A 25,121-nucleotide genomic window follows, 5' to 3' on the forward strand; every position below is an offset into this window, starting at 1 on the left:
CATGTACAAAGACTATCCCGCCGCGTACCAGGTCAGCAAAGGTTCGGCGTTGCAGGTGGATACGGCGTTTTATGAGCGTATTCGTGATCAGAAAGGCCAGCGTACGTTGATCGAACAGTTCGAGGTGCCGATTCGAACGGGGAGGGCGTGGAAGGTGCCGGCCGGGCATGTGTTTCGGGTGACCACGCCGGTGGGACCACAGGTGGGGGATTTCAACGTGTGGAACGCCAACGACCCGCGCGAACGCTTGTGGGCCGCGCGCACTCGGCAGCTTCAAGGTGCCCATGTCAGCACCCATGATCGGTTGTGGTCGAACCTGCCTTTTCTAAGGCCCTTGGTCACGATCACCGATGACAGCCTGGCCAGCTACGGCATTGATGAGCACGGTGGGCGTTTGCACGATTTGTTGGGCACGCGGTGCGACCCCTATGTGAACCGTATGTTGACCGGGGAGGACTTTCACCACCATTGCCACTCGAACCTGACCCGTGCGGTATTGCCCCATGGGCTGACGGAATTCGATGTGCATGACGTGTTGAATATTTTCCAGTGCACCGGGCTCAATCACGATGACATGTACTTTATGAAGGCCTGTCCGGCGCAGAAGGGCGATTACCTGGAGTTCTTTGCCGAGATTGATCTGCTGTGTGCGTTGTCGACGTGCCCAGGCGGGGATTTGTCGCTACCGATGTGGGGGCCCGATGCGCAGGATCCCCTGACGGTGTGTCGTCCGTTGGGGGTGGAGATCTACCGGTTGGAGGATGAGTTGCTCAATGGCTGGAGCCAACCGGAACGTGCGGCCTATAAGGGGCAACATGGGTTGCATATTGCCAAGGCGGCATGGGAGTAGGGGGGCTGCTTCGCAGCCCAGCGGGAGCAAGCTCCCTCGCCACGGGGGAATAAGCGTTTATCTGTCTTGTGCATCCTTGGCATCCGCCTGCGCATTACGCTCGGCCACGCGTTTGCGTTGCTCGTCGGTGAGTTCGACTTTGTTGGCGCTGTCGCGCAGCATCATCAGCCCTCCGACGATCGACCCGATCGCGACTACCATAATCAACCACGCATACCACGGCATAAGGCTCTCCTTGAGGCAGATGTCCGTGGGAAACTTTCCCACGGTAATCACTGCTTTGAGTCACGGGCTTTCTGAGTAGTTCAGTGTAGGCCCGTTCTGCCTCATAGGCGCTATTGTCCGGTCAACATTGCATCCGCCGGTGCATCGACGCGGTCTTGTGCGGTCATCTGGAAGTAGATGAAACCCACCGCCATAAAACCCAGGAAGATCAGCCCGATCAAGGCATTGAACCAGGCCATTGCCACCAGGCACACCAGCGCCAGTACCAATGCGATACCGGGCACGATGGGGTAGCCTGGCGCGCGGAAGGTGCGTTCCAGCAGTGGTTCGGTCTTACGCAGTTTGAACAGGCTGAGCATGCTCATGATGTACATGACGATGGCGCCGAATACCGCCATGGTGATCATCGCGGCGGTCAGGGTCATGCCGCCCAGGTTGATCAGGCCGTCGCTGTAGATGGCGGCGATGCCCACCACGCCGCCGGCGAGGATGGCCCGGTGCGGCGTCTGGAAGCGTGAGAGTTTGGCCAGGAAGGACGGCAGGTAACCGGCACGGGCCAGGGCGAAGAACTGGCGCGAGTAGCCGAGGATGATGCCGTGAAAGCTCGCCACCAGACCAAACAGGCCAATCCATACCAGCATGTGCAACCACCCGGAGCTGTCGCCCACCACGGTTTTCATCGCCTGGGGCAGTGGGTCGTTGATGTTCGATAAGGTGCGCCAGTCGCCTACGCCACCGGCGAAGAACATCACGCCCATGGCCAGGATCACCAGGGTGAGGATGCCGCTGATGTAGGCTTTTGGAATCGTGCGCTTGGGGTCCTTGGCTTCTTCGGCGGCCATGGCGGCGCCTTCGATGGCGAGGAAGAACCAGATGGCGAAGGGGATGGCGGCAAACATGCCGGCAATCGCCGGGGCGTCGAAGGTGTCGGAACCGGCCCAGCCGTTCAGGGCGAAGTGGCTGAAGCTGAAGGCCGGGGCGACCACGCCCATGAACACCAGAAGTTCGGCGACGGCGAGTACGCACACCACCAGCTCAAAGGTGGCGGCGAGTTTCACCCCGAGGATATTCAGGCCCATGAACACGATATAGGCGCCGACAGCGGCGTGCTTGGGGTCGAGTGCCGGGAATTGCACGTTCAGGTAGGCGCCAATGGCCAAGGCAATCGCGGGCGGGGCGAAGACGAACTCGATCAAGGTGGCCAGGCCGGCAATCAAACCGCCTTTTTCACCAAAGGCGCGACGGCTGTAGGCAAAAGGGCCTCCGGCATGGGGAATCGCGGTGGTCAGCTCGGTGAAGCTGAAGATAAAGCAGGTGTACATCGCGGCGACCATCAACGAGGTCACCAGAAAGCCCAGGGTACCGGCGACGCCCCAGCCATAGCTCCAGCCGAAATATTCGCCGGAGATCACCAGCCCCACGGCGATGCCCCATAGGTGCAAGGTACCCAAGGTGGGTTTGAGTTGTGTGTTCATTGTGCTGCGCTCCCTGAACCGTTTGGAATGATTCAAGGTGTTGCAGTGGCTATGCCAAGCCTCAGAACTGTGTCGTAAAGCAGTGCCTATGTCGCCGGGGGGACGGTTTGGCGTTTGAATGTGGCATGAGTTGCACCACATAAGTGCGGTGGTGACTTGGCGGGCGCTTTCGCGGGCAAGCCCGCTCCCACACTTGACCGAGTGTTAACTGAAAAGAACGCAGTCGAATGTGGGAGCCGCTCTTGCTCTTGCTCTTGATCTGCTTGTGATCTTGATCTTAAGCGCCCCCCCAAATCACTGGCGGATTACGGGCACACCGAGCCTAGGCGAGGTGCCGAGTGGTGGGGCAAGAGCCTTTTGCTTACTTTTGGGCTCTTTTCAAAAGTGAGCCGCTGTCAGAGCGGAACCCTAGGTGGCCGTTACCGCAGGAATGGATATGTACACCATCCAACTGTGTTGACTGTCAGGCCGTCTTCGCAGGCAAGCCAGCTCCCACATTTGGATCCTGGGGCGTCAGGGAGATAGGCGCCGGCCGTCAGTCCGCCACGGGAGCAAGCTCCCTCGCCACCAGTCCAGCGTCACACCAAAGTTGTGTAGATACCTATGCCGCGATGAGGCCCTCCCAGCCACTGCACATCTTCCTGTAAACCCCGCATAAACCCACTCTTTACGCCATCTTTACGCCCCACCCAGCCCCTCGCTCTCGTTCCTTTACACCGCTCCTGCGGACAATGCCCCCACACGCGGCAATCGCCGCACGAAGGGGAGACTTCCATGAGCGTTCTGGACGGGGTGTCACTGCTATTGGCCGTGGCGCTGTTCATTTATCTGCTGGTTGCGCTGTTACGCGCGGATCGGAACTAGGAGCGGGCTATGCACAGTTATGACTATTGGCTGATCATCGCCTTCTTCGCCGTGGTACTGGTACCGGCGCCGTTTCTGGGGCGGTTCTACTACAAGGTGATGGAAGGCCAGCGCACTTGGCTCACGCCCGTATTGGGGCCTGTTGAAAAGGCCTGTTACCGCCTCTCGGGCGTGGATGCGCAGCAAGAGCAGAGCTGGCAGAAATACATGCTGGCCTTGCTTGCGTTCAACCTGGCGGGCTTCTTGTTGTTGTTCTCAATCCTGTTATTCCAGGGCTCCCTGCCACTGAACCCGCAGAAATTGCCCGGCCAGGAATGGACCCTGGCGTTCAACACTGCCGTCAGTTTCATGACCAATACCAACTGGCAGAACTACAGCGGCGAGGCGTCCTTGAGTTACCTGAGCCAGATGGCCGGCCTCACGGTGCAGAACTTCGTCAGTGCGGCGACCGGTCTCGCCGTCCTGGTCGCCTTGTGCCGTGGGATCGGGCGCAAATCTGCCCAGACTCTGGGCAACTTCTGGGTCGACATGACCCGCGCCACCCTCTACGGCCTGCTGCCGTTGTGCCTGGTGCTCGCGCTGTTTTTGGTATGGCAGGGCGTGCCGCAAACCTTCGCCCACTATGTGGATGCCGTCACCCTGCAGGGCGTGGACCAGGTGATTCCCCTGGGGCCGGCTGCCAGCCAGATTGCGATCAAGCAATTGGGCACCAACGGCGGTGGCTTCTTCGGCGTGAACTCGGCGCATCCGTTCGAAGACCCGACCGCCTGGGCCAACCTGTTTGAAGTGGCCTCGATCATTCTGATCCCGGTGGCACTGGTGTTTACCTTCGGCCATTACGTCAAGGACCTGCGCCAGAGCCGGGCGATCCTCGCGTGCATGCTGGCGCTGTTCCTGATCGGTGGCGCGACGTCGCTGTGGTCTGAGTACCAGCCCAACCCAACCTTGAACAACCCGTCGGTGGAGCAAACCGCACCGCTGGAGGGCAAGGAAACACGCTTCGGCACCACCGGCACCGTGCTGTGGTCGGTGACCACCACCGCGGCCTCCAACGGTTCGGTCAACGGCATGCAGGACAGCCTCAGCCCCCTGAGCGGGATGGTGGCACTGGTGAACATGATGGTCGGCGAAGTGATCTTCGGCGGTGTCGGCGCGGGCATGTACGGCATGTTGCTCAACGTGTTGATCGCAGTGTTCCTCGCCGGCTTGATGATCGGCCGCACCCCGGAATACCTGGGCAAGAAGCTGCAAGCCAAGGAAGTGCAATTGCTGGTGGTGACCCTGCTGGTGATGCCGGTCGGCGTGCTGGTGTTGGGTGCCATTGCCGCCAGCTTGCCCGGCCCGGCGGCTGCTATCAGTAACCCTGGCCCACACGGCTTCAGTCAGTTGCTCTACGCCTACACCTCGGCCAGTGCCAACAACGGTTCGGCGTTTGCCGGCCTCGGCGCCAACACCCCGTTCCATAATCTGATGCTTGGCCTGGGCATGTTGATCGGCCGTTTCGGCTACATCCTCGCGGTCCTGGCCCTGGCCGGCAGCCTGGCGATGAAGAAGGCCGCACCGATTGGCCAGAACAGTTTCCCCACCCATGGCGCGCTGTTCGTGACCCTGTTGACCGTGACCATTTTGCTGGTGGGCGGCCTGACCTTCCTGCCGACGCTGGCGTTGGGCCCCATCGCTGAACACCTGAGCATGGGCTTCTAGTTAAGGGATATGAAAATGAATATGCCTGCAAAAAACGCGGCCCCGGTCAAACCCCAGGAGCCCGCCAAAACCGCAATCTCCGCGCTGTGGCGCCCAGCGCTGGTCCAGGCCTTCGTCAAGCTGGACCCACGCCAACTGCAACGCTCGCCGGTGATGCTGGTGGTCGAACTGACCGCCATCCTCACCACCGTGCTGTGCTTTGTGCCCGATACCACCGTTCCAACGTTTGTCGCCGTGCAAATCGCCGTGTGGCTGTGGTTCACCGTGCTGTTTGCCAACTTCGCCGAAGCCTTGGCCGAGGGGCGTGGCAAGGCCCGTGCCGATAGCCTCAAGGCCGGCAGCGAAGGCTTGAGCGCGCGTCGCCAGGAGGCTGACGGCAGCTTCAAAATGATACCGGCCACCAGCCTGCGCAAGGGCGATGTGGTACGTGTTGCCGCCGGGGAGATGATCCCCGGTGACGGCGAGGTCGTCGAAGGGATTGCGGCGGTCAACGAAGCGGCGATTACCGGCGAATCCGCCCCGGTGATCCGCGAGTCCGGCGGCGACCGTTCGGCCGTCACCGGCAACACGCGGCTGGTGTCGGACTGGCTGCTCATCCGCATCACCGCCAACCCGGGCGAGTCCACCCTGGACCGCATGATCGCGCTGGTGGAAGGCGCCAAACGCCAGAAAACCCCCAACGAAGTCGCGCTGGATATTCTGCTGATCGGCCTGACCCTGATCTTTCTGCTGGTGGTCGTGACCCTGCAGCCGTTCGCCCACTTTGCCAATGGCAGCTTGCCCCTGGTGTTCCTGGTCGCACTGCTGGTGACGCTGATCCCCACCACCATTGGTGGCCTGTTGTCGGCCATCGGGATTGCCGGTATGGACCGCCTGGTACGCCTCAACGTGATTGCCAAGTCCGGCCGCGCGGTGGAAGCGGCGGGCGACGTGCATGTGTTGCTGCTGGACAAGACCGGCACCATCACCTTCGGCAACCGTCGTTGCTCGGCTGTGGTCGCGGCGCCTGGCGTCAGCGGCCGCGAATTGGCCGAAGGCGCGCTGCTGGCGTCCTTGGCCGATGACACGGCGGAAGGCAAGTCCATCGTTGAATACCTGCGCGCCTTGCACCCCCAGGCCGAGCCGAGCCTGGAGGCGTTGACCGCTGTCCCTTTCAGCGCCGAGACCCGTTTGTCCGGTGTCGACTACCAGGGCCGTGTGTTCCGTAAAGGCGCGGTGGACTCGCTGCTGGCGTTTATCGGCCAGCAACGCAGCGACCTGCTGCCTGCGCTGTCGCGGGAAATCGACAAGATCGCCCAAAGCGGCGGCACGCCCTTGCTGGTGTGCGCCGATGGCAAGTTGCTGGGGGCAATTCATCTCAAGGACGTGGTCAAGCCCGGTATTCGCGAGCGTTTTGCCGAGTTGCGCAAGCTGGGGATTCGCACCGTGATGGTCACCGGCGACAACCCGCTGACCGCCGCCGCGATTGCCGCTGAAGCGGGGGTGGACGACGTGCTGGCCGAAGCCACGCCAGAGAAGAAACTTGCGCGTATTCGCCATGAGCAGAACGATGGTCGCCTGGTCGCCATGTGTGGCGACGGCGCCAACGACGCCCCGGCGCTGGCCCAGGCTGACGTTGGTATGGCGATGAACGACGGCACCCAGGCCGCGCGCGAAGCCGCCAACATGGTCGACCTCGACAGCGATCCGACCAAGCTGCTGGACGTGGTGCAGATCGGCAAGGAACTGCTGGTGACCCGTGGCGCGCTGACGACCTTCTCCATCGCCAATGACGTGGCCAAGTACTTCGCGATCCTGCCGGCGCTGTTCGCCTCGATCTACCCGCAACTGGGCGTGCTCAACATCATGCACTTGCAGAGCCCGCAGAGCGCGATCCTCTCGGCCATCGTGTTCAACGCGCTGATTATCGTGGTGCTGATTCCGCTGGCCCTGCGCGGCGTGCGCGTACAGGCGGCGAGTGCGGCGGCATTGCTGCGGCGCAATCTGCTGATCTACGGGCTGGGCGGGCTGTTGGTGCCGTTCGTGGGCATCAAGGCCATCGACATGCTGCTGACCGCGCTGCACCTGGTTTGACCTGGCCGATTTATTGAGGATTTGACTATGACAAACATCATCCGCCCAGCCCTGAGCCTGCTGGTACTCATGACCCTGATCACCGGCGTGGCCTACCCGCTGGTAGTCACCGGCGTGGCGCAAGTCGCCTTTCCCGACCAAGCCAACGGCAGCCTGGTACGCGACGCCAGCGGCAAGGTGCGCGGCTCCAGTCTGATCGCCCAGGACTTTACCGGCGATAGCTGGTTTCACCCACGCCCTTCAGCCGGTGCATTTGCCACCGTGTCCAGCAGTGCCAGTAACCTGGGCCCCAGCAATCCGGCCTTGGCGACCCGCATAATCGAGGATGCCGGCAAACAGTCAGTGCCTGGCCAGGGCCCGGTGCCACTGGCCTCGCTGACCACCTCCGGCAGTGGCCTTGATCCACACTTGCCACCGCAGGCGATTGCCTATCAACTGGCGCGAGTAGCGGCGGCGCGAAATGTGCCAGTGTCGACCTTGCAGCGGTTGCTGGATGAGCACATCCAAAGCCCGTTGGTAGGGCCGCCCGTAGTAAACGTCCTGGCCCTGAACATGGCTTTGGAAACGTTGTAAGCCTTGCGACCGCCATCGCGGGCAAGCCCGGCTCCCACATTTGGAATGCATTCCATTGTGGGAGCCGGGCTTGCCCGCGATGACGGCCTTGAAGACCCTCTATAAATACCTGAAGGAACCCCCGAGCATGAGCGACGCCGGCCGCGCCGATGCCCTGTTAGCCGATCTACCCCGGGACGGCCGTGGCCGGCTCAAAGTCTTCCTCGGCGCTGCGCCCGGTGTGGGCAAGACCTACGCCATGCTCCAGGCCGCCCATACCCAACTGCGCCAGGGCGTGCGCCTGATCGCCGGGGTGGTCGAAACCCACGGCCGCGCCGAAACCGAAGCCTTGCTCAGCGGCTTGCCGCAACAACCACTGTTGCGCAGCGAATACCGTGGCGTGATGCTCGAAGAAATGGACCTCGACGGCCTGCTCGCCGCCAAGCCAAAACTGGTGCTGGTGGACGAGCTGGCCCACAGCAACGCCCCCGGCAGCCGCCATGAAAAGCGCTGGCAGGACATCCAGGAACTGCTCGCCGCTGGCATCAACGTGTTCACCACGGTCAACGTCCAGCACCTGGAAAGCCTCAACGACCAAGTGCGCGGCATCACCGGCGTGCACGTGCGCGAAACCCTGCCGGACTGGGTGCTGCAAGAGGCCGACGAACTGCTGCTGATCGACCTGCCGTCTCGCGAGCTGCTCGAGCGCCTGCGTGACGGCAAGGTGTATGTGCCCGAGCAGGCGCGTGCGGCCATCGATGCGTTTTTCACCCAGACCAACCTCATGGCCCTGCGCGAGCTGGCTATGCAAACCGCCGCCGCCCATGTCGATGACGACCTGGCCCAGGGCTACCGCCAACTCGGCCAGGCCGCGCCGGCGGTGCGCGGGCGCTTGCTGGTCGGGGTGGATGGCGATGCCCAAGCTGAACGCCTGGTGCGTCATGCCAGCCGCGTGGCCCAGCGTCGGCATTTACCCTGGAGCCTGGTGCACATCGACAACGGCCGTGCGCGGGATGAGCAATCGCGCCTGCGCTTGCAAAACGCCCAGCAACTGGCAGAGCGGTTGGGCGGCGAAGTGGTGTTGCTGCGCGCTGGGGAAGTGGCCAAGACCCTGATCCAGCATGCCGCCGAACGCCGCGCCAGCCTGGTGCTGGTGGGGCAGTCGCGGATGCGCTGGCGGCGGCGCCTGTTCGGTGGCGGCTTGGCCGCACGCCTGTTACGCAATGCCCGCGGTTTGGAAATCAACGTCCTCGACAGCGATGACATGCCTGCACCGCCACGTCTGCCCGATGTGCGCGGTTTGGTGTGGTTCGATTACGCCTTGGCGGTGGTGGCGACCCTCGCCGCTGCCGCAGTGGCCTGGGCCGTATCAAGTGCCCTGGCGCTGCCGAACATCTCGTTGGTGTTTCTCGCCGCCGTGCTGTTGGTGGCGGTGCGCAGTAGCCTGGGGCCGTCCCTGGTGTGTGCGGCGCTGTCGTTTCTGACTTACGATTTTCTGTTTATCCCGCCGAATTTTTCCTTCGCCATCCAGCGCGAAGAAGACGTGCTGACCCTGTTGTTCTTTCTGTTGATGGCGGCGTTGACCGGCAACCTCGCCGCACGCCAGCGCCGCCAGTTGCAGGCGTTGCGCGATACCCAGGAAGAAACCAGCGAGCTGCTCGACCTGTCGCGCAAGCTCACCGCCGCCACCGACCGCCAAGCCGTCATCAGCGCCGCCGCCCACCATCTGCAAGGTTGGAACGACCTCGACTTGTGCCTGGTCAATCGCGACGGCCAGGGCGGCTGGAAGGTCGAGACCGGTGGCCCGTTGACCCTCACCGAAGCCGAACGCGCCGCCGCCGATTGGGCCTGGCAGCATGATCAGCCGGCCGGCATGGGCACCGGCACCTTGCCGTTGGGGCGTTGGTGGTGGTGGCCGTTGTCGGGTGAAGAGGGGCCCTTGGGGTTACTGGGTGTCAGTGCCAAGCCTGGCTTGGAATTGAGCGGGCAACGTCGTCGCTTGCTCACCGCGTTGAGCCAACCGCTGGCCCAGGCGCTGGCGCGGGCACAATTGGGGCAGGAGTTGGAATCGGCGCGCCTGCACGGCGAAACCGAACAACTGCGCAGCGCCTTGCTTGCCTCGGTGTCCCACGATTTGCGCACGCCGTTGACGTCCATGCGCGGCAGCATCGACAGCCTGCTGGCCCTCGGTGAAGCCATCCCGTTGGAGGATCGCCGCGAACTGCTCGAAGGCACTCGCGATGAAGCCGAGCGCCTCGACCGCTATATCCAGAACCTGCTGGATATGACACGCCTGGGCCACGGTGCGCTGAAACTGGCGCGCGATTGGGTGTCGCCCGGCGACATCGTCGGCAGTGCCCTTGGGCGATTGCGCGCCGTGCTGGCGCCGTTGCAAGTGAGCACCGATGTGCCGCCGGAACTGCCTTTGTTGTATGTGCATGCGGCGTTGATCGAGCAGGCCTTGGTCAACGTGCTGGAAAACGCCGCACGGTTTTCGCCGCCCCAGGGCCGCTTGCAGTTGCGCGCGGGCGTGCAGGATGAGCAATTGTTTTTTGCCGTGGCGGATGAAGGGCCAGGGATTCCCGAGGAGGAGCGTGCGAAGATCTTCGACATGTTCTACACCGCCGCCCGCGGTGATCGAGGCGGGCAGGGCACCGGCCTCGGGTTGGCGATCTGCCAGGGCATGGTCGGCGCGCACGGTGGGCATATCAGCGTGGCCGATGGCATTGACGGGCGGGGCACCTGCATCACCTTGTTTCTTCCATTGCCGACACAACCTGCCTTGGAATAACCCTGTAGGGGCGAGCTTGCTCGCGAAGGTCGTTAACGATAATGATGGCGCCCTGAATGCACGCGGTGCCTAGAAGTTTTTCGCGAGCAAGCTCGCTCCTACAGGGGGGGATTTTTTAATGGGTTTTGATGAGACACCATGAGCCAGACCGCGACGATTCTTGTCATTGATGACGAACCCCAGATCCGCAAATTCCTGCGCATCAGCCTGGCTTCCCAAGGCTATAAGGTGATCGAAGCCGGCACCGGCAACGAAGGTCTGGCCCAAGCGGCCTTGAGCAAACCGGATTTACTGGTGCTCGACCTGGGCCTGCCCGACATGGACGGCCAACAGGTGCTGCGCGAGTTTCGCGAATGGTCCACGGTGCCGGTGCTGGTGCTGTCGGTGCGGGCCAGCGAAGGTCAGAAGGTCGAGGCCCTCGACGGTGGCGCCAATGACTACGTGACCAAACCGTTCGGCATCCAGGAGTTTCTTGCCCGCGTGCGTGCGCTGTTGCGCCAGGCACCAGCGGGCGAGGCCCAGGAAGCCGCCTTGAGTTTTGGCCCGTTGACCGTAGACCTGGCCTATCGTCGCGTACTGCTGGACGGTGCCGAGGTGGCGCTGACCCGCAAGGAGTACGCAGTGCTGGCGCAACTGGCCCGGCATCCGGGGCGGGTGATTACCCAGCAGCAATTGCTCAAGGATATCTGGGGCCCAACCCATACCGAGGACAGCCACTACCTGCGTATCGTGGTGGGGCACCTGCGCCAGAAGCTGGCGGATGATCCGACCCAGCCGCGGTTTATCGTGACTGAGGCGGGGGTGGGGTATCGGTTGCTGAGTGCTTGAGTTTATCGCTGTCTGGGCCGGCCCTTTCGCGAGCAAGCCCGCTCCCACATTTTGAATGTATTCACAGGTCAAAATGTGGGAGCGGGCTTGCTCGCGAAGAGGCCATCAGCAACAACCCCACGCTCAACTCTGCTCACTCTCATACCGATCCAACGTATCCCGAGCAATCTCCCGCCCTAAAGCAATCAACTCCGGCGCTTTATAGAACTCGAAAAACCGGCACACCCGCTTCGGCACGTTGATCAGCACATCCGGCGGGTATCCAGCGATCTTGTATTGCGCCAAGGAGGTTTGCATCACCTCGAAACTCTGGTTGATCAGGTCCAGCAGCGATGCAGGCCCGACGTTGTCGATGATGAACGAGCCGGTGGCTGACTTCGGTGCGCCGGCTTTCTCCGGCGCCGCGGCAGGTTGTTGGGCTTCGGGTTCGGCAGACTCCAGCCACGGGTTGATTTCAGCGGCCTGGGCCTGCAAGGCTTCTTGTTCCAGCTTCATCAACTGCTCGGCCTGCTTGCGGCGAAACGGCAGGTGCGAGCCCAGGGACTTGGCCAGGCTGTTGAAGCGGCTCTTGAACGCGGGCGGGCGCTGGATCACCGGCAATTGGTAGTGCTTCTGGTTGGTGGCATTGAGGTTGACCGCGATGATCAAGTCACAATGGCTCGACACCACCGGCACGATGGGCAGCGGGTTGAGCAGGCCGCCGTCCACCAGCATGCGGTTGCCCTGCATCACCGGTGTGAACAGGCTAGGGATCGCCGCCGAGGCGCGCATGGCCTGGTGCAGGCAGCCTTCCTGGAACCAGATCTCCTGTTGGTTGGTGAGGTCGGTGGCGACGGCGGTGTAGGGGATGCGCAGCTCCTCGATATTGATATCGCCGACAATCTTGCGGATTTGCCCGAACACCTTTTCACCACGAATCGCCCCCAGGCGAAAGCTCACATCCACCAGGCGCAATACGTCGAGGTAGTCCAGGCTTTCAATCCAGTTGCGGTACTCGTCGAGCTTGCCGGCGGCGTAGATCCCTCCCACCACGGCGCCCATGGAACAGCCGGCGATACAGGCGATGTCATAGCCGCGTCGTTCGATTTCTTCGATCACCCCGATATGGGCGTAGCCCCTGGCCCCACCGGAGCCCAGCACTAAGGCAACACGTTTCTTCATGGCCAGATCCTTCGCAAAACAGGGGCCCACAATGCACCCATCAAGGGGCCTGCTTCAATCCTTGCTGACAGCGCGCAATATTTTTCCAGGCTGGCGATCAGGCTCGGGTATGCTCTGGCAATAGGTACTACTGATTTCAGGCTAAGGACAAGGCACTTTTCCCTGTAGGCAACGTCTACAGGCTACGACTGAATTTGTATATTTGAGGTGTCATCAATGAAAGCCTGGATCTGTGTGCCTGTGATCGTGTTGGCCTTGGCTGGCTGTGCCGGGAAAACCGCGTATCGCGACAGCTGCGGCTCGCAATTGGACGCCGCCTGGAAAGAACTGGACCTGGCCAAGGCCGAAGGTTTTGCCGGCACTGTCAGCTACTCCAAGGCTTTGTCGCTGTTGACTGGCGCCAAGACTCAGCAGCAGTTCGAAGCGTTCGAGGGCTGCTCCAACAAGGCCGAAAAGGCGCGGTTCTACATTCGTGAGTCTCGCGCCGGGCGATGACCCAGCGGCGGGTAGGATTTTTCATCGGAAAGTGAGGGCAGGATGTCAGCGTTGGTCAATCAGTTAGTCGCTCAGGTCATTGGCCTGGAAGTAGGGTTACTGAGCTGCCAGGCTCGCCTCGCCGCCGTCACTGACGATGAAGCCCTGCATGATTTGCGCACCACGGTACGCCGCCTGCGCAGCCTGTTGCGGCCTTTGCGCGGGCTGCCCGGTGTCGAACAGCTTGAATTGGCCGCCAGCACGGTTGGCCAACTGACTACGCCGCTACGCGACCGAGAGGTGCTGGCGGCGTATTTGCATCAGCACGGTTATCACGACGCGGCTGATCGGCGCCTGCGTCTGCAGCCCGAGGCTTATCGCCAGGTGGCGCAAAGCCCGGAGCTGGCGCACTTGCTGCTGATCCTGGATGCATTCCCACGGTTTATCCGCGCGTCCCAGCACCAGAAACTGCTCAAGGGCTTGCGCCCGCGCATCCAGAAACGCCTGGCCAAGCAATGGCAGAGACTCGATGAGGCCCTGAAGGATCCCGATCATGATCGCCACCGGCTGCGGTTGCTGATCAAGCGTGTGCGCTATGCCGCCGAGGCGTATCCGGAGCTGGACAAATTACCCCCCAACGCCCTGTCGCACTTGAAAAAAGCCCAGAGCGCCCTGGGTGATTGGCATGACTGTTGGCAATGGCTGGCCCAGGCCGGCCATGAGCCAGACCTGCAACCCTGCGTAGCGGTATGGCAGCGCACCATGCTCAAGGCGCAAGGCAAGGCCGACCGCGTGCTGGATAAACTTAGCGCCGAGTGTTTTTAAACCGGTCCGGTTTTTGGCCGGAATGGGCGCTGTGCCTGCCGAATTCGATGGTTAAGATTCCTCCACGATTTACTTGATGTGAGGTCGCCATGCGCTTTAGTGATTTGCTCGATGCTGCCCGTAGCAATCCTCTGGATGTCACCATTCCTGCCGAATGGGCCCAGGGCCGGGCCACCTTTGGCGGCCTGGTCGCTGCCTTGCAATACGAGGCGCTGCGTGCCCAGGTGCCGGCGGATCGACCGCTGCGCTGCCTGGCAGTCACCTTTGTCGGCCCGGTAACGCCGGATGTGCCCGCCAGTTACCAGGTCGAAGTGCTGCGCGAAGGCAAGGCGGTCAGCCAGTTGCTGGGGCGCGTGGTGCAGAACGGTGAAGTGGCGACCCTGGTCCAGGCCAGTTTTGGCGCCTCTCGCCCCTCCGAGATTGATGTGGCGAGTGAGCCGCCACCGGTATTCAAACACTGGGATGAGTGCCAGGAGCTGCCCTATATCAAGGGTGTTACCCCCGAATTCATGCGCCATCTGGCAATGCGCTGGAGTGTGGGTGGCCTGCCGTTTACCGGCAATAAATCCCGCGAGATGGGCGGTTGGGTACGGTTGCGCGGAGATGTAAAAGAAGAACCACTGACCGAGGCGCATATCCTCGCCCTGGTCGACGCCTGGCCACCGGCGCTACTGCCACACCTCAAAAAGCCCGCGCCGGGCAGTACCTTGACTTGGACCATCGAGTTCATCCAGCCGCTGCAAGACCTGACCACCCTCGACTGGTGCCAGTACCACGTCAACATCGAACACGCCCGCGACGGCTACGGCCACGCTGCCGCTGCCTTGTGGAGCCCGACCGGCGAGTTGATCGCCCTTAGCCGTCAGACTGTGGTGGTGTTCGCCTGAACCTGCCGGTCAGTGGTGGTGCCGCTGCCGCCAGGCGCGCCACCAGCCACCGCTGAGCACAAAGCGCGGGAAAGTCACGAACTGCTCGACCACCAGGCGCTGCACCGCATCTTTACGATCGCTGAACGGCTCACTGGCCTGGGCCTCCAGGCTATGGCCATGACGCTGCAACGCCAGGCCCGCGACAATGCCAATCACGCCGACCGCGAAGCTGGCCAGGCTCAGGCTGAACACGCCCGAAACGATCAGCAGAAAACCGACGATAAACAGCGGCACGGCAATCAGGTGCAACGCCAGGTTGGTTGGGTGCTGATGGTTCTGTGGGTACTGACGCCATTGCCAGGCGGGGAGATTGGGGTGACGTTTGCCCATGGTGGTGAATCCTCTGTCCGTTTAAACAACTTGAACAGAGTCTAGGTTGAGGTGGGCGGGGTGGCGAATTGGGGCTGGCTATGGGGGTCATAGTAATTACGCGATTTTTATTCTATCTAGAAAAAATAATCGTCTGGACCATTAATGTATACATTCGGATCGCAAAGTGAAATGAATTTAGCCTTGAATTCAATTAGAGAGCTTTCATTCTTTGCTTGGAAATGAAAAAGATCATTTTGCTTGGAGATATCAACAAGAAACACCTCTCTAATGGGGATGTTGTGTATTTTTAATTCGCGAATGCCATGACAATCGATGCCCATTCTGCAGGTGTTATAGCCTTTCCCTTCCCATTTTTTTGGCAAATTATCTGGAAATTCGGGTATGTCGAATCCTAATCCCACAGAAGGTCGATCATTCTCTATTTGCAAAGAAAAAAGAGCAATTTTGCCGATTTCTACAGGCGTGCTAAAAATTTTTTCAAAAAAAATATTATGATCAAGTTCGTTCCAGTATTTCATCGACTTCTCCTAAAGTTGTAATGGTCCTTGCCGCCGTCCACGGTTCCGTTTCGAGGCTTGTCTATTGGTCGCAAATTGAAATGCGCTTTTTGGTCACCTATGCCGTCTGGTCTGCCGAATTTATGCCCGGCAGAATGGTCCTGAATAAGAACCTTAGAGCCATCTGCTCTCGTGAATTGATAAACCCTTGAATTTATGGTTCTACCGCTTTCATCCAATATATTGTCATCATTCAAATCAGTCATTTTTTCTATTTTGTACTGTGTCGTTCTTCCTGAGCTCGGGTGTGTCATCACATCGGGGTTTTGAGTCATAGGTACATTGGCATCCCTTTTTGCTTGCCTGAACGCCCCTTTACGAGAGACATCGGGTATATCCGGTTCTGCAGGCAAAGAGCAGAGCGGTTTTTTCTTTCCTGAGCCAGGACAATTTGCGCTCAACCCTAGAGGATCAACCCACCCGGTAGGGTTGGGCACATACCGGTACCCATTGATCCCCCCCGCCAACTTCACCGGGTCCGGTGTCAGGTAACGACCAATATCCGGATTGTAGTAGCGATGGCGGTTGTAGTGCAGTCCGCTTTCCGGATCGAAATACTGACCCTGAAAGCGCAGCGGATTGTCGACTTTGCCTACGTCTAGTCGGGCTATCTGGCCGTAAGCGTGGTAGTGGGCGGACCAGACGATTTCGCCCTCGGGGCTGGTGAGTTCCTGCGGGGTGCCGAGGTGGTCGAGTTGGTAGTGGTAGGGCGTTGTGGCCTGTGGGCCGAAGCCTTGCAGCAGGGCTAGTGGTCGGAAGCTGTCGGGTTCGTAGAGATAGCTGCGATGGCGCTCTGCATGGTGTTTGGCAATTAGCTTGTCGCCTTGCCAGAAAAACTCGGTGGTCTTGCCCTCCACGGTCTTGCTGATGCGCCGCCCAAATGGGTCATAGCGATAACTGGCGGTTTCGCCGGTCGGCTTTGTGATGCTGATTAGCCGATGCTGGCAGTCGTAGTGGTACTCCGTAACGAGTTGCTGGCCTTTACCGCGCCGTTCGCGGATGAGGTTGCCGAAGGCGTCGTAGTCGTAATGGCGGTCGCCCTGGATCATCAGGCGGTTGGCTGCGACGATGTCGGGGCCGGGGCGGTCTTGCATGAGCAGGTTGCCGGCGGGGTTGTGGCCGAAGCGTTCCTGTATGTCTTGCGAGTGGTCGGCGCGGGTCAGTCGGTTTAGCGGGTCGTAGCGGTAAAGGTGTTCGCCTTTGCGGATGTCGAGCAGGAGGGTGAGGTTGCCGGCTTTGTCGTAGTCGTATTGGCGTTGGTAGAGGTGGTTCTGTTGCTGGGTCACCGCATGGGCATGCAGGCGGTGTTGATCGTCGTAGTGGTAGTGGCTGAGCAGTTGGCCTTGCTGGCGCTGGTGTTCGCGGCCGCTTTTGAAGAGATGTGAGGTGAGCACTTCTCCGTTGAGTTCGACGGTGGCGAGGTGGCCGCCTTTGTCGTGGTTGAAGGTGACGCGGTTGTTGTCTGGCAGGCACAGGTTTTTCAGCTGGCCGCAGGCGTCGTAGCCGTAGCGCAGGGTGCCCCAGCCTTGGTGCTCGGCGGTGAGGCGGTTTTGGCGGTCGTATTCGTAGGCCAGCGCCCAGTGGCCGTCTTCGACGCTGAGGAGGTTGCCTTGGCGGTCGTAGGCGTAGTCGACAACGTTGCTGTCGGGCAGGGTTTTTCTTACGAGGCGCCCGGCGTGGTCGCGCTCGTAGCGGGTGATTAGCTGACTGCCATCGTCGCCGTAGTCGGTCTTTTCCAGCAGGTTGCCGTTGAGGTCGTAGGCGTAGGCGGTGCGTTGGCCGTCGAAGCCGGTTTCCTGGCGGATCAGGCCGTTGGGGTGGTAGTCGAGTTGGTAGGTTTCGCCGGCTTCGTTTTCGATCTCGGTGAGCAGCAGCCGGGCGTTGTCGTAGCGGTACTTGACCTGGGTGCCGTCGGCGTTGAGGCGGCGGCTGATCAGGTGCAGGCCGTCTGCGTATTCGTAGCGGGTGACGTGGCCGAGTTCGTCGCGTTCGGCGATGATTTTGCCGTAGGGGTTGTAGCTGAACTCCCTACAACCACCGCCCGGCAAGACGAGGCGAATCAGCCGACCGACGCTGTCCCATTCATAAACGGTCTGCGCGCCGTGTTCATCCTCACGAGCAATCTGTCGACCCAGATCGTCATAGCGATAACGCTTGATCCCGCCATGGGGCAATTGCTCCTCAAGCAACTGCCCGCGCTCGTTCCACACCAGCCGATGACAACTGCTGTCGGGATACCAAACCCCAGTCAGTTGCCCCTGTTTGTTGTAGCTGTAGTCAGTCGAATGGCCATCGGGGTCAGTCTTGCGAATGACATCGCCTTGGTCATTACGCTCATATTTCCAGACTGCCTCACCACGCCTTACAACCCGTACGAACCCATTGTTATGCTCGTAGGACGTCGGCTCATCATCCCCCGGAAACAGCGCCACCAGGCGTCCGGCGTCGTCATACTGATAGGCCGTCACCGCGCCCATCGGGTCTTGCTCGACGGTCAGCCGGCCTTGGTCATCGTAGGATTTGTAATGCTGAGCGCCGTCCGGATCGATGCGCTGCACCAACCGCGCCCGCTGGTCATGGACATACACCTCCTGGCTACCGTCGGCGTTATGCACGGTGACGCGCCCGTCATCGCCCCAGGCATAACGCGTGTCCATCTGCGAAAAGTTCGCCCAATGCCGAACACAGCGTGCTGCCTTGCCAGCACGTTCCCATTCCCAAAAGAAGCTCGCGCCGCCGGCCAGTTGGCGTTCAAGAATGACGTGCTGATCGTCATACCGATAACGCTCGCTTTCCCCGACAGCATTGGTCGCGCAGACCAGTCGTCCGTGTTCGTCATAGGCGTAGGAAACAACGTTCTGCTCGGTCTCCCACACGTAGGGCTCTCGCCCTTTGGCGCGATGCACCTGGTAATCCACCGCGACGATGCGATCCAGCTCATAACGCAAAAGCAGCGAACGGCCCGCACCGTTATCCAGCCGCTCAATCCGCCCTGAACGATCACGGAAAAGACGCAGGCGGTTGTCATACGCATCGCTGATGGTTGTCAGCACACCATCGCGAAAGTGATAGAAACGCGAGGCCTGGGCCAACACCAACTCGTCAGGCGCCGAACCCAAGTAGATCGCCGCTTCCGCCAGGCTATTGGTGATCGCGGGCCGAGAGTCGGTGGGCAAGGGCAGGGCAGTCGAGCGGTTCTCATGGTCAGTCCACACCACTGAATCGCCCGACACCACCAGCCGATGGGCCAGCGCATGGCTCCAGCCAAACCCCAACCCACAATCGACTTCCACCGCACTGGTGCGGTACAGCCGCGTCCATTCAAACGGCAAGATCCCATCCAGCGCGCCGTCGGTAAGGGTCAGCAACTCCTCGCCGGTGACCATCGACACCGGGCAACCGTGAGTGACCGTTTTATCCGCAGAAGCCGCCGCATCTCCTTTAGGATTCGAAGCCACAGCCGGCACATCATCGACAGGCTCCTGACGGACCAACGTTGTGCGCTGGGTCTTGCCGCGCACCATCGGCACCGGATTCGAAACCATCGTGTCACCCGCCTTCAACGGCACCACCGGCACTGCCTTGACCGGCGTCGCCGCACTGCTCAGCAACACCGGCTTGGCGGTCTCAACATGCATCTCCAACCGAGGCCCCGAGACGTGTTTGGCCAGCATGTCCAACAACGCCCGCGCCCGCCCGGACTTGACGTGACTGAGCGTCTGCGCACCCAGGCGCAGCTGGACCCCAATGCCTCGCGTGGCCCAGATCAGCAACAGATTGATCAAGACTTCGCCGGTGATTTCACCCAGCAGTTCGTACATGTCGGGTGGCGGCAGCATGCGTACCCAGGCCACCAGCGCCGACAGGTAGATAAACAACAGCGGCTCATCACTGAGCACCAGCAAACCCTTGGCCAGCGTGTCTTTGCCCAGCGTGAGCAGCGCGTTCAGCTCGGCTTCGGACAGGTATTTCAGCAGCTTCTCGCTATTGGATTTGAGATTCGCGAGTAGGTCGTACAGCTCGGTGATGTTGTCCCACAGGTTATAAAGCGCGCTGCCAAGCCCGGCAGCAAAGGCCATGCCCTGTAACGCACTGCGCTTGTAAGCGGGCGCTTTGGCAAAGTCCGCCCATCGAGGCTTGAAGTGCTCGGCCCAGGCCTTGCGCAAATCCGCTTCCAGCCCGGCGATCACAGACTCATAGGACGCATACAGCGCCTGGACGTGAGCCTTGGAAACGTTGGGGTAAAAGGTGATTTCGTACGTCTGGTCGCGGGTACAGTCGTTGACTTCAAGAATGCCGCTGGGGCCAATGGTGCGATGCAGTGGCGCACCTATGGGGCTTCTGTCTTGTGCAACGGCTTGCAGCCTCACGGGCGTGTTGCCGATGGGCACGAACTGCGTGCTTTCGAACAGATGCACCAAGGTCAGCCCGCCCTGGGCTTTGCATTGAGCGACCGTACGACTGGGTTTTTTGGAAGAAGCCGGCGCGACCAGTGCGACCTGTTCTCCCACCTTGAATACCTGCTCCACGCTAAGTGTCGAACCACTTAAAAAGCTGTCGGTCCACTTATCAAAGGTATTCAGGCAGGTGCGGAAATCCGCGAATACGCGCTCAACCTTCGGCGCTTCGGGATCTAGGGGCACCAGTACCAGGTTGGCCAGCACCGAGATCAAGAGACAGCCCCATCCACCAGGGCTTTAACGAACACCGCCATCTGCACTCCCTCGCGCTGTTTGATCAGGCGAGGGACTTTGCAGTGGTTGTCAGGTAAAAGAAGTCGGCGTTATTCGCGAGAGGAGCGAGGAAGTTTCGTCTTAATCTCAGGTAAATCGAGGCTTGGTCGTAGGAGTCGGATTACAGCTGGAACAGTCTTACAACTTCAACTGCCCAATCGCCTTGCTCAACTCCCCGGCCAGCGTCGCCAGTTCATTGCTGGTGGTCGCCGACGCCACGGTTTGATGTACGGTGTTTTCGGTCACATCGCGAATGCTCACCACGGCGCGGTTCATTTCTTCGGCGACATGGCTTTGTTGCTCGGCGGCCACGGCAATCTGGGTGTTGCTTTCGCGCATCTGTGCCACGGCCCCGGTGATTTCAGCCAGCGCGATGCCGGCTTCCTGGGCCTGCTGCACGCAGTCATCGGCCTTAAATGAGCTTTCCTGCATGAAGTCCACGGCGTCGCGGGTGCCGGCTTGCAGCGCCGAGACCATGCGGGTGATTTCGTCGGTGGAGCTTTGCACGCGCTTGGCCAGGTTGCGCACTTCATCGGCGACCACCGCGAAACCGCGGCCCATTTCCCCGGCGCGGGCGGCTTCGATGGCGGCGTTGAGGGCGAGCAGGTTGGTCTGTTCGGCGATGCTGTGGATCACCCCGACCACGCCGTTGATTTTCTGGCTGTCTTCGGCCAGTTTCTGGATCATTTCGGCGGTCTGCTGTACGCCACTGGACAGCCCGGCGATCGAGCGCTGCACCCGGGTGACCACTGCCTGGCCGCTGCCGGCGAGGGTGTCGGCGGACTGGGACAAGTCACGGGTGGCGCCCGCGTGCTGGGCGATGTGGTAGACGGTGGCGGTCATTTCGTTGATGGCGGTGGCGGCCTGGTCGGTTTCGCTCTGCTGGCCGAGCATGCCGTGTTGTACCTCGTTCATGCTGCTAGCCAGGCGTGCGGCGCCGTCGTCCAGTTGCCGGGCGGTGCGGGCCACGGTATTGACCACCCGCTGGTAGCCGGCTTGCATGGCGTTGAAGGCACTGGCCATCTGGCCGACTTCATCCTTGCAGGCCAATGGCACCCGCGCCGAGAGGTCGCCGGTTTTTTCAACGTGCAGCATCACATCCTTGAGGGTGTTGAGTTGGCTGAGCAGGAAGCGGATCAACAACTGCGAGGCGCCGAGCATGGCCAGCATCAGCACGGCCACCGCGACGGCGTAATGAGTGAAGCGTTCACGGAACACCTGGCTCAGGCTCGGCGCGTAGGCCAGGACTGCGACCTGCTGGCCGTCGGCCCGGCTGATCACCTCGGCGCCGATCAGCGGGTTTTCACCGAACAACGGCATGGGGTTGAGTTCAGTCCAGCCGTTGGCAGTGCTCAGGGCGGGCAGATCCTGGGGGATCTGGCCTTTAGCAAAGGTGAGCCAGTGCTCACCCGTGGGCAAGGTTTTGTCGGCTGGCCAGGCGCTGAGCAGGCGCCCCTGAGCCTGGGCCGATGCCTGCGACGCCTGGCTGCGCGCCTGTTGTTCAAGCTGTACGGCGTACAGCACCAGCAGCAGGGTGGTGATAAAGGCGACCGCATTGACGGCCCAGAATTTGTATTTGAGCGAGATATTGCTAAGCCAGGCACCCATGGAAGGTTTTCTCTGATAGCGGAAACAGTATTGGCAAGGTGCCATTATTGTGCCGCTATTCAGAAAAGCGCTTTTGACGTGGGTCAATGCGCCGCATTAATCCACGGCAGGCAAACCGAAAAAGCGCCGGGCGCAGGCGGTGCTGTGCAGCGCCAGGTCTTCCATTGTTTCGTTACGGTGCAAGGCCACTTCGCGCAGTACTTCGGGCAGGTACGCCGGCTCATTGCGACCATTTTTCGGCTTGGGGCGCAGGGTGCGTGGCAGCAGGTAGGGCGCATCGCTTTCCAGCATCAGACGACCTCGGGGAATTTCCCTTACCAGCGGATGCAGGTGAGTGCCACGGCGTTCGTCGCAGATCCAACCCGTGATGCCAATGTGCAAATCCAGGTCCAGGTAACTGAACAGTGCGGCCTGTTCACCGGTGAAGCAGTGCACCACGGCGGCAGGCAGGTGGTCGCGGTAGTCCTTGAGGATCTCCAGCAGACGCTGGTTGGCATCGCGCTCATGGAGAAATACCGGCAGTTGCAGCTCGACCGCCAGGGCCAGGTGTTCTTCGAGGACTTTTTCCTGCTGGGGGCGAGGGGAGAAGTCCCGGTTGAAATCCAGCCCGCATTCACCCACGGCGCGCACTCGGCTGTCGCCCAGCAAGCTGCGCAGACGTTGGGCGCTGTCGTTGTTCCAGTCGCTGGCAGAGTGGGGGTGAATGCCGGCAGTGCTGAACAGGCGCTGGCCGCTTTCGTCGAGTTTTACACACAGTTGCAGGGCCTGTTCGCTGCCCTCGACGCTGGTGCCGGTGAGTACCAATTGCTGCACGCCAGCGGCGTAGGCGCGTTCGAGAACGGCCGTGTGCCTCTCGTCGAAACTGGGGTTGGTCAGGTTGACGCCAATATCAATGAGTTGCATGGTGCTATCTCCGCCTGCGGCCGGAAAGCATATCAGAGCTGTAGATTGATAAGAAAAACCAAGAACTACAATGCGTTAACGCTGTCTTTGAACGTCGCAAGCGACATTGTGGTGGGCCGATTGCCTGCCACCGTGGCGCCGTTGCACGCCTTGCCAGCGCATAAAGCGCTCTGTTTCTGACCACCAGCACTGCGTTATTCGCGCAGGCGCTGGCCAGTTTTCTTTCCGGAGAGCGGATGATCCGACCCTCGGCGTTGCTTATGTTGTGCCTGACGTTATGGCTGCCCATGGCGGCGGTCGCGCGTCTGGATGGGCCGCTGCAAGTGGCCAAACCCGGCAAGGTCCGCGACCTCGCGCAAATTCGCTCCAGCCGCACCCTGCGCGTCTTGGTCAACCAGAGCCGCAACAGTTCCGGTGAAGTGCAGGGCCAGGCCATCGGTGTCGAATACCATCGGTTGCGCGCCTTCGAGCAGTACCTCAACGGCCATGCCCGTGATGGGCAGGCCATCAACCTCAAGATCATCCCCAAGGCCAAGGATCAGTTGCTTGGCGCGCTGGCCCGCGGTGAAGGCGACCTAGTAGCGCCCGGTGAGTTGCTGGACGTGAAGGGCGTGCGCAAGGTCAGCGCCAGCGACCCAATTGTCAGCGATGTGCCGTTGTGGCTGGTGGGCGTCAAGGGTGAACGACGCTTTACCAAGTTGGAGCAACTGTCGGGTCGTACACTGACGCTGACCACCGGCAGTGCGGCGGCGGATGCCATCAGTCAGGTCAATCAAAAACTGGCTCTGCACAAGCGCCCACCGGTGAAAGTGGAATGGGTTGACCCCAGCCTGGCGGTGGAAGATGTCCTGGAGATGGTGCAGGCCGGGATTTTTCACCTGACGATTGTGGAAAAACCGATTGCCCAACGCTGGGCGAAAATCCTGCCCAAGTTGCGCTTTGACAAACAGGTAGTGATCAGCGAACCGGGCGACGAGTTCTGGTTTGTACGCCAGGACGCGTCGATGCTGCGCGCCAGCATTGATCGGTTTCTCAAGACCTATCACACGCCTTCCGACCAGGATGTGGCTTTCCAGCGTATCTATCGACGCCTCTACCAGGTCCGTAACCCATTGGCGCGGGCTGACCGCCAGCGCCTGGAAAAACTGCGCCCGGTTTTGCAAAAACATGCACGTGAGCAAGGTATGGACTGGCTGAACCTGGCGGCGTTGGCGTTCAAGGAGTCTTCCCTGGACCCAGGTGCGCGCAACAGCGGCGGCCCCACCGGCCTGATGCAGATCACGCCGTCGGCGGCCCAGCGGGTGGGGGTCAACAATATCGAGACGCTCGACAATAACGTGCAAGCGGGGGCGCGTTACCTGGCGATGATCCGTCGCAAGTTTTTCGCCAGCCCCAAGCTCAATGAGCGCGAGCGCATGGCCTTTATGCTGGCAGCGTACAACATGGGGCCGGAGCGAGTGCAAGGCATGCGCACCGAGGCCAAGCGCCGTGGGCTTAACCCCAATCAGTGGTTTTTCCAGGTTGAACGCATTGCCATGGAGCAGGTAGGGATGGGCGGCGTCAGCTATGTTAATAGCGTCAACAAGTATTATTTGGCGTTCGATCGGGAGCGGGAGTCCCTGGAGCCGACAGCGGCCAAAATTGCCTCGCGTAAATAATCGAATTGTTAGATATTAATTAAGCAATATTTCGGCTTTTATCATTGTTTAAACTGATTAATATAGCGGCCAACCAACCCCTACCTGGAAAAGGATTTACCCCATGAGCCCAATGATTACCCGTGTACTGTCCACTCGCGCCGGTTATGGCCTGACTATTCTGCGCGTCTTCGTGGGCATCATCTTCGCTGCCCACGGCTCGCAAAAACTCTTCGGCTGGTTTGGCGGTGGTGGCCTGGCGGGCACCGCACAATGGATGGAAAGCATCGGCCTGGCGCCGGGTACGCTGATGGCGCTGCTGTCGGGCGGTACCGAGTTCTTCGCCGGCCTGGCCCTGATCATCGGTTTGCTGGTTCGCCCTGCTTCATTGGGCCTGACCTTCCTGACGCTGGTGGCGATTTTCTCTGTACACATCCACAACGGGCTGTTCATGGCCAACAACGGTTATGAGTTCGCACTGGCGTTGCTCGGTGGCGCTCTGGCGGTGTTGCTGGAAGGTGCGGGCAAATTGTCTGTCGACCGCGCGATCACTCACTGATCGTTTTGCAAGCTGCACAAAAGGCCCGCTGATGCGGGCC

At 60.8% G+C, this 25,121-nt stretch carries 20 protein-coding genes; 12 read left to right on the plus strand and 8 right to left on the minus strand.

The genetic code is table 11. From position 1 onward, the window contains the following. The first annotated feature begins 1 nt into the window (after position 1). Positions 2-850 (plus strand): DUF1989 domain-containing protein, encoded by an 849-nt coding sequence (locus tag N2A98_RS08310; RefSeq protein ID WP_078802759.1) that lies wholly within the window; start codon positions 2-4, stop codon positions 848-850. A 57-nt stretch (positions 851-907) separates the two neighbouring features. On the opposite strand, the gene N2A98_RS08315 is transcribed toward N2A98_RS08310, so the two are convergent. Next, positions 908-1,075 carry a DUF2897 family protein gene (locus N2A98_RS08315; protein ID WP_003172675.1) on the minus strand — a complete coding sequence of 56 codons (168 nt, stop codon included), beginning with the start codon at positions 1,073-1,075 and terminating at the stop codon, positions 908-910. Positions 1,076-1,185: 110 nt separating this feature from the next. After that, positions 1,186-2,550: an ethanolamine permease gene (gene eat, locus N2A98_RS08320; protein ID WP_275623250.1), complete on the minus strand. Its 1,365-nt coding sequence runs from the start codon at positions 2,548-2,550 to the stop codon at positions 1,186-1,188. A gap of 774 nt (positions 2,551-3,324) precedes the next feature. On the opposite strand from eat, the gene kdpF reads away from it, so the two are divergent. The 6 genes from kdpF (at position 3,325) to N2A98_RS08350 (ending at position 11,362) form a co-directional block, all read left to right on the plus strand. Continuing rightward, positions 3,325-3,414, plus strand: a complete 90-nt coding sequence (kdpF, locus tag N2A98_RS08325; RefSeq protein ID WP_003218754.1) for a K(+)-transporting ATPase subunit F — start codon at positions 3,325-3,327, stop codon at positions 3,412-3,414. A 9-nt stretch (positions 3,415-3,423) separates the two neighbouring features. Then, positions 3,424-5,118 (plus strand): potassium-transporting ATPase subunit KdpA, encoded by a 1,695-nt coding sequence (kdpA, locus tag N2A98_RS08330; RefSeq protein WP_275623251.1) that lies wholly within the window; start codon positions 3,424-3,426, stop codon positions 5,116-5,118. A 15-nt stretch (positions 5,119-5,133) separates the two neighbouring features. Then, complete coding sequence (gene kdpB / locus N2A98_RS08335; RefSeq protein ID WP_179119735.1) at positions 5,134-7,191, plus strand: potassium-transporting ATPase subunit KdpB; 2,058 nt, start codon at positions 5,134-5,136, stop codon at positions 7,189-7,191. 27 nt (positions 7,192-7,218) lie between these two features. After that, positions 7,219-7,764 carry a potassium-transporting ATPase subunit KdpC gene (kdpC, locus tag N2A98_RS08340; RefSeq protein WP_044274217.1) on the plus strand — a complete coding sequence of 182 codons (546 nt, stop codon included), beginning with the start codon at positions 7,219-7,221 and terminating at the stop codon, positions 7,762-7,764. 127 nt (positions 7,765-7,891) lie between these two features. Further along, a complete protein-coding gene (locus tag N2A98_RS08345; protein ID WP_047710379.1) occupies positions 7,892-10,534 on the plus strand; it encodes a sensor histidine kinase KdpD in 2,643 nt (880 codons plus the stop codon). 138 nt (positions 10,535-10,672) lie between these two features. Then, positions 10,673-11,362 (plus strand): response regulator, encoded by a 690-nt coding sequence (locus tag N2A98_RS08350; protein ID WP_044274219.1) that lies wholly within the window; start codon positions 10,673-10,675, stop codon positions 11,360-11,362. 123 nt (positions 11,363-11,485) lie between these two features. Here the strand turns inward: N2A98_RS08350 and N2A98_RS08355 are convergent, their stop codons facing one another. Continuing rightward, positions 11,486-12,523 (minus strand): patatin-like phospholipase family protein, encoded by a 1,038-nt coding sequence (locus N2A98_RS08355; RefSeq protein WP_078802764.1) that lies wholly within the window; start codon positions 12,521-12,523, stop codon positions 11,486-11,488. A gap of 216 nt (positions 12,524-12,739) precedes the next feature. Here N2A98_RS08355 and N2A98_RS08360 point away from each other — a divergent pair, with 216 nt between their 5' ends. From N2A98_RS08360 to N2A98_RS08370, 3 genes are all read left to right on the plus strand, one after another. Beyond that, positions 12,740-13,018, plus strand: a complete 279-nt coding sequence (locus tag N2A98_RS08360) for a hypothetical protein (protein WP_003189839.1) — start codon at positions 12,740-12,742, stop codon at positions 13,016-13,018. A 42-nt stretch (positions 13,019-13,060) separates the two neighbouring features. Then, positions 13,061-13,822: a CHAD domain-containing protein gene (locus N2A98_RS08365; RefSeq protein WP_275623252.1), complete on the plus strand. Its 762-nt coding sequence runs from the start codon at positions 13,061-13,063 to the stop codon at positions 13,820-13,822. A gap of 89 nt (positions 13,823-13,911) precedes the next feature. Next, a complete protein-coding gene (locus N2A98_RS08370) occupies positions 13,912-14,709 on the plus strand; it encodes a thioesterase family protein (protein ID WP_275623253.1) in 798 nt (265 codons plus the stop codon). Between the two features lie 9 nt (positions 14,710-14,718). On the opposite strand, the gene N2A98_RS08375 is transcribed toward N2A98_RS08370, so the two are convergent. The 5 genes from N2A98_RS08375 to N2A98_RS08395 all read right to left on the minus strand — a co-directional run bounded on the left by N2A98_RS08375 (position 14,719) and on the right by N2A98_RS08395 (position 22,885). After that, positions 14,719-15,081 carry an Mpo1-like protein gene (locus N2A98_RS08375; RefSeq protein ID WP_003189844.1) on the minus strand — a complete coding sequence of 121 codons (363 nt, stop codon included), beginning with the start codon at positions 15,079-15,081 and terminating at the stop codon, positions 14,719-14,721. Positions 15,082-15,197: 116 nt separating this feature from the next. Next, entirely contained in the window at positions 15,198-15,602 is a 405-nt protein-coding gene (locus tag N2A98_RS08380; RefSeq protein WP_044274224.1) for an Imm50 family immunity protein, read from the minus strand. Further along, complete coding sequence (locus N2A98_RS08385) at positions 15,599-20,314, minus strand: RHS repeat-associated core domain-containing protein (RefSeq protein WP_275623254.1); 4,716 nt, start codon at positions 20,312-20,314, stop codon at positions 15,599-15,601. Before N2A98_RS08385 ends, N2A98_RS08380 begins: the two co-directional genes overlap by 4 nt. A 198-nt stretch (positions 20,315-20,512) precedes the next feature. After that, the gene (locus tag N2A98_RS08390) at positions 20,513-21,982 is read right to left on the minus strand and encodes a methyl-accepting chemotaxis protein (RefSeq protein ID WP_003189847.1); all 1,470 of its coding nucleotides are present in this window, start codon (positions 21,980-21,982) and stop codon (positions 20,513-20,515) included. Positions 21,983-22,078: 96 nt separating this feature from the next. Continuing rightward, positions 22,079-22,885, minus strand: a complete 807-nt coding sequence (locus tag N2A98_RS08395) for a TatD family hydrolase (protein WP_275623255.1) — start codon at positions 22,883-22,885, stop codon at positions 22,079-22,081. A gap of 236 nt (positions 22,886-23,121) precedes the next feature. Here N2A98_RS08395 and N2A98_RS08400 point away from each other — a divergent pair, with 236 nt between their 5' ends. Together N2A98_RS08400 and N2A98_RS08405 are read left to right on the plus strand one after the other, a co-directional pair. Beyond that, entirely contained in the window at positions 23,122-24,543 is a 1,422-nt protein-coding gene (locus N2A98_RS08400) for a transglycosylase SLT domain-containing protein (RefSeq protein ID WP_044274574.1), read from the plus strand. 103 nt (positions 24,544-24,646) lie between these two features. Beyond that, a complete protein-coding gene (locus N2A98_RS08405) occupies positions 24,647-25,081 on the plus strand; it encodes a DoxX family protein (protein ID WP_275623256.1) in 435 nt (144 codons plus the stop codon). Positions 25,082-25,121: the final 40 nt, after the last annotated feature.

Origin of the sequence: Pseudomonas sp. FJ2-5-13, from assembly GCF_029201605.1 — a bacterium.
Taxonomy (GTDB): Bacteria; Pseudomonadota; Gammaproteobacteria; order Pseudomonadales; family Pseudomonadaceae; genus Aquipseudomonas; species Aquipseudomonas lactis.

Bases quoted from the DNA above. Each gene is read 5' to 3' on its own strand.
- N2A98_RS08370 (WP_275623253.1), top strand. From the start codon at position 13,912: ATGCGCTTTAGTGATTTGCTCGATGCTGCCCGTAGCAATCCTCTGGAT.
- kdpC (WP_044274217.1), top strand. From the start codon at position 7,219: ATGACAAACATCATCCGCCCAGCCCTGAGCCTGCTGGTACTCATGACC.
- N2A98_RS08405 (WP_275623256.1), top strand. From the start codon at position 24,647: ATGAGCCCAATGATTACCCGTGTACTGTCCACTCGCGCCGGTTATGGC.
- N2A98_RS08360 (WP_003189839.1), top strand. From the start codon at position 12,740: ATGAAAGCCTGGATCTGTGTGCCTGTGATCGTGTTGGCCTTGGCTGGC.
- N2A98_RS08390 (WP_003189847.1), bottom strand. From the start codon at position 21,982: ATGGGTGCCTGGCTTAGCAATATCTCGCTCAAATACAAATTCTGGGCC.
- N2A98_RS08365 (WP_275623252.1), top strand. From the start codon at position 13,061: ATGTCAGCGTTGGTCAATCAGTTAGTCGCTCAGGTCATTGGCCTGGAA.
- N2A98_RS08315 (WP_003172675.1), bottom strand. From the start codon at position 1,075: ATGCCGTGGTATGCGTGGTTGATTATGGTAGTCGCGATCGGGTCGATC.
- kdpF (WP_003218754.1), top strand. From the start codon at position 3,325: ATGAGCGTTCTGGACGGGGTGTCACTGCTATTGGCCGTGGCGCTGTTC.
- kdpB (WP_179119735.1), top strand. From the start codon at position 5,134: ATGAATATGCCTGCAAAAAACGCGGCCCCGGTCAAACCCCAGGAGCCC.
- N2A98_RS08310 (WP_078802759.1), top strand. From the start codon at position 2: ATGTACAAAGACTATCCCGCCGCGTACCAGGTCAGCAAAGGTTCGGCG.
- N2A98_RS08400 (WP_044274574.1), top strand. From the start codon at position 23,122: ATGATCCGACCCTCGGCGTTGCTTATGTTGTGCCTGACGTTATGGCTG.
- kdpA (WP_275623251.1), top strand. From the start codon at position 3,424: ATGCACAGTTATGACTATTGGCTGATCATCGCCTTCTTCGCCGTGGTA.
- N2A98_RS08395 (WP_275623255.1), bottom strand. From the start codon at position 22,885: ATGCAACTCATTGATATTGGCGTCAACCTGACCAACCCCAGTTTCGAC.
- eat (WP_275623250.1), bottom strand. From the start codon at position 2,550: ATGAACACACAACTCAAACCCACCTTGGGTACCTTGCACCTATGGGGC.
- N2A98_RS08375 (WP_003189844.1), bottom strand. From the start codon at position 15,081: ATGGGCAAACGTCACCCCAATCTCCCCGCCTGGCAATGGCGTCAGTAC.
- N2A98_RS08380 (WP_044274224.1), bottom strand. From the start codon at position 15,602: ATGAAATACTGGAACGAACTTGATCATAATATTTTTTTTGAAAAAATT.
- N2A98_RS08355 (WP_078802764.1), bottom strand. From the start codon at position 12,523: ATGAAGAAACGTGTTGCCTTAGTGCTGGGCTCCGGTGGGGCCAGGGGC.
- N2A98_RS08350 (WP_044274219.1), top strand. From the start codon at position 10,673: ATGAGCCAGACCGCGACGATTCTTGTCATTGATGACGAACCCCAGATC.
- N2A98_RS08345 (WP_047710379.1), top strand. From the start codon at position 7,892: ATGAGCGACGCCGGCCGCGCCGATGCCCTGTTAGCCGATCTACCCCGG.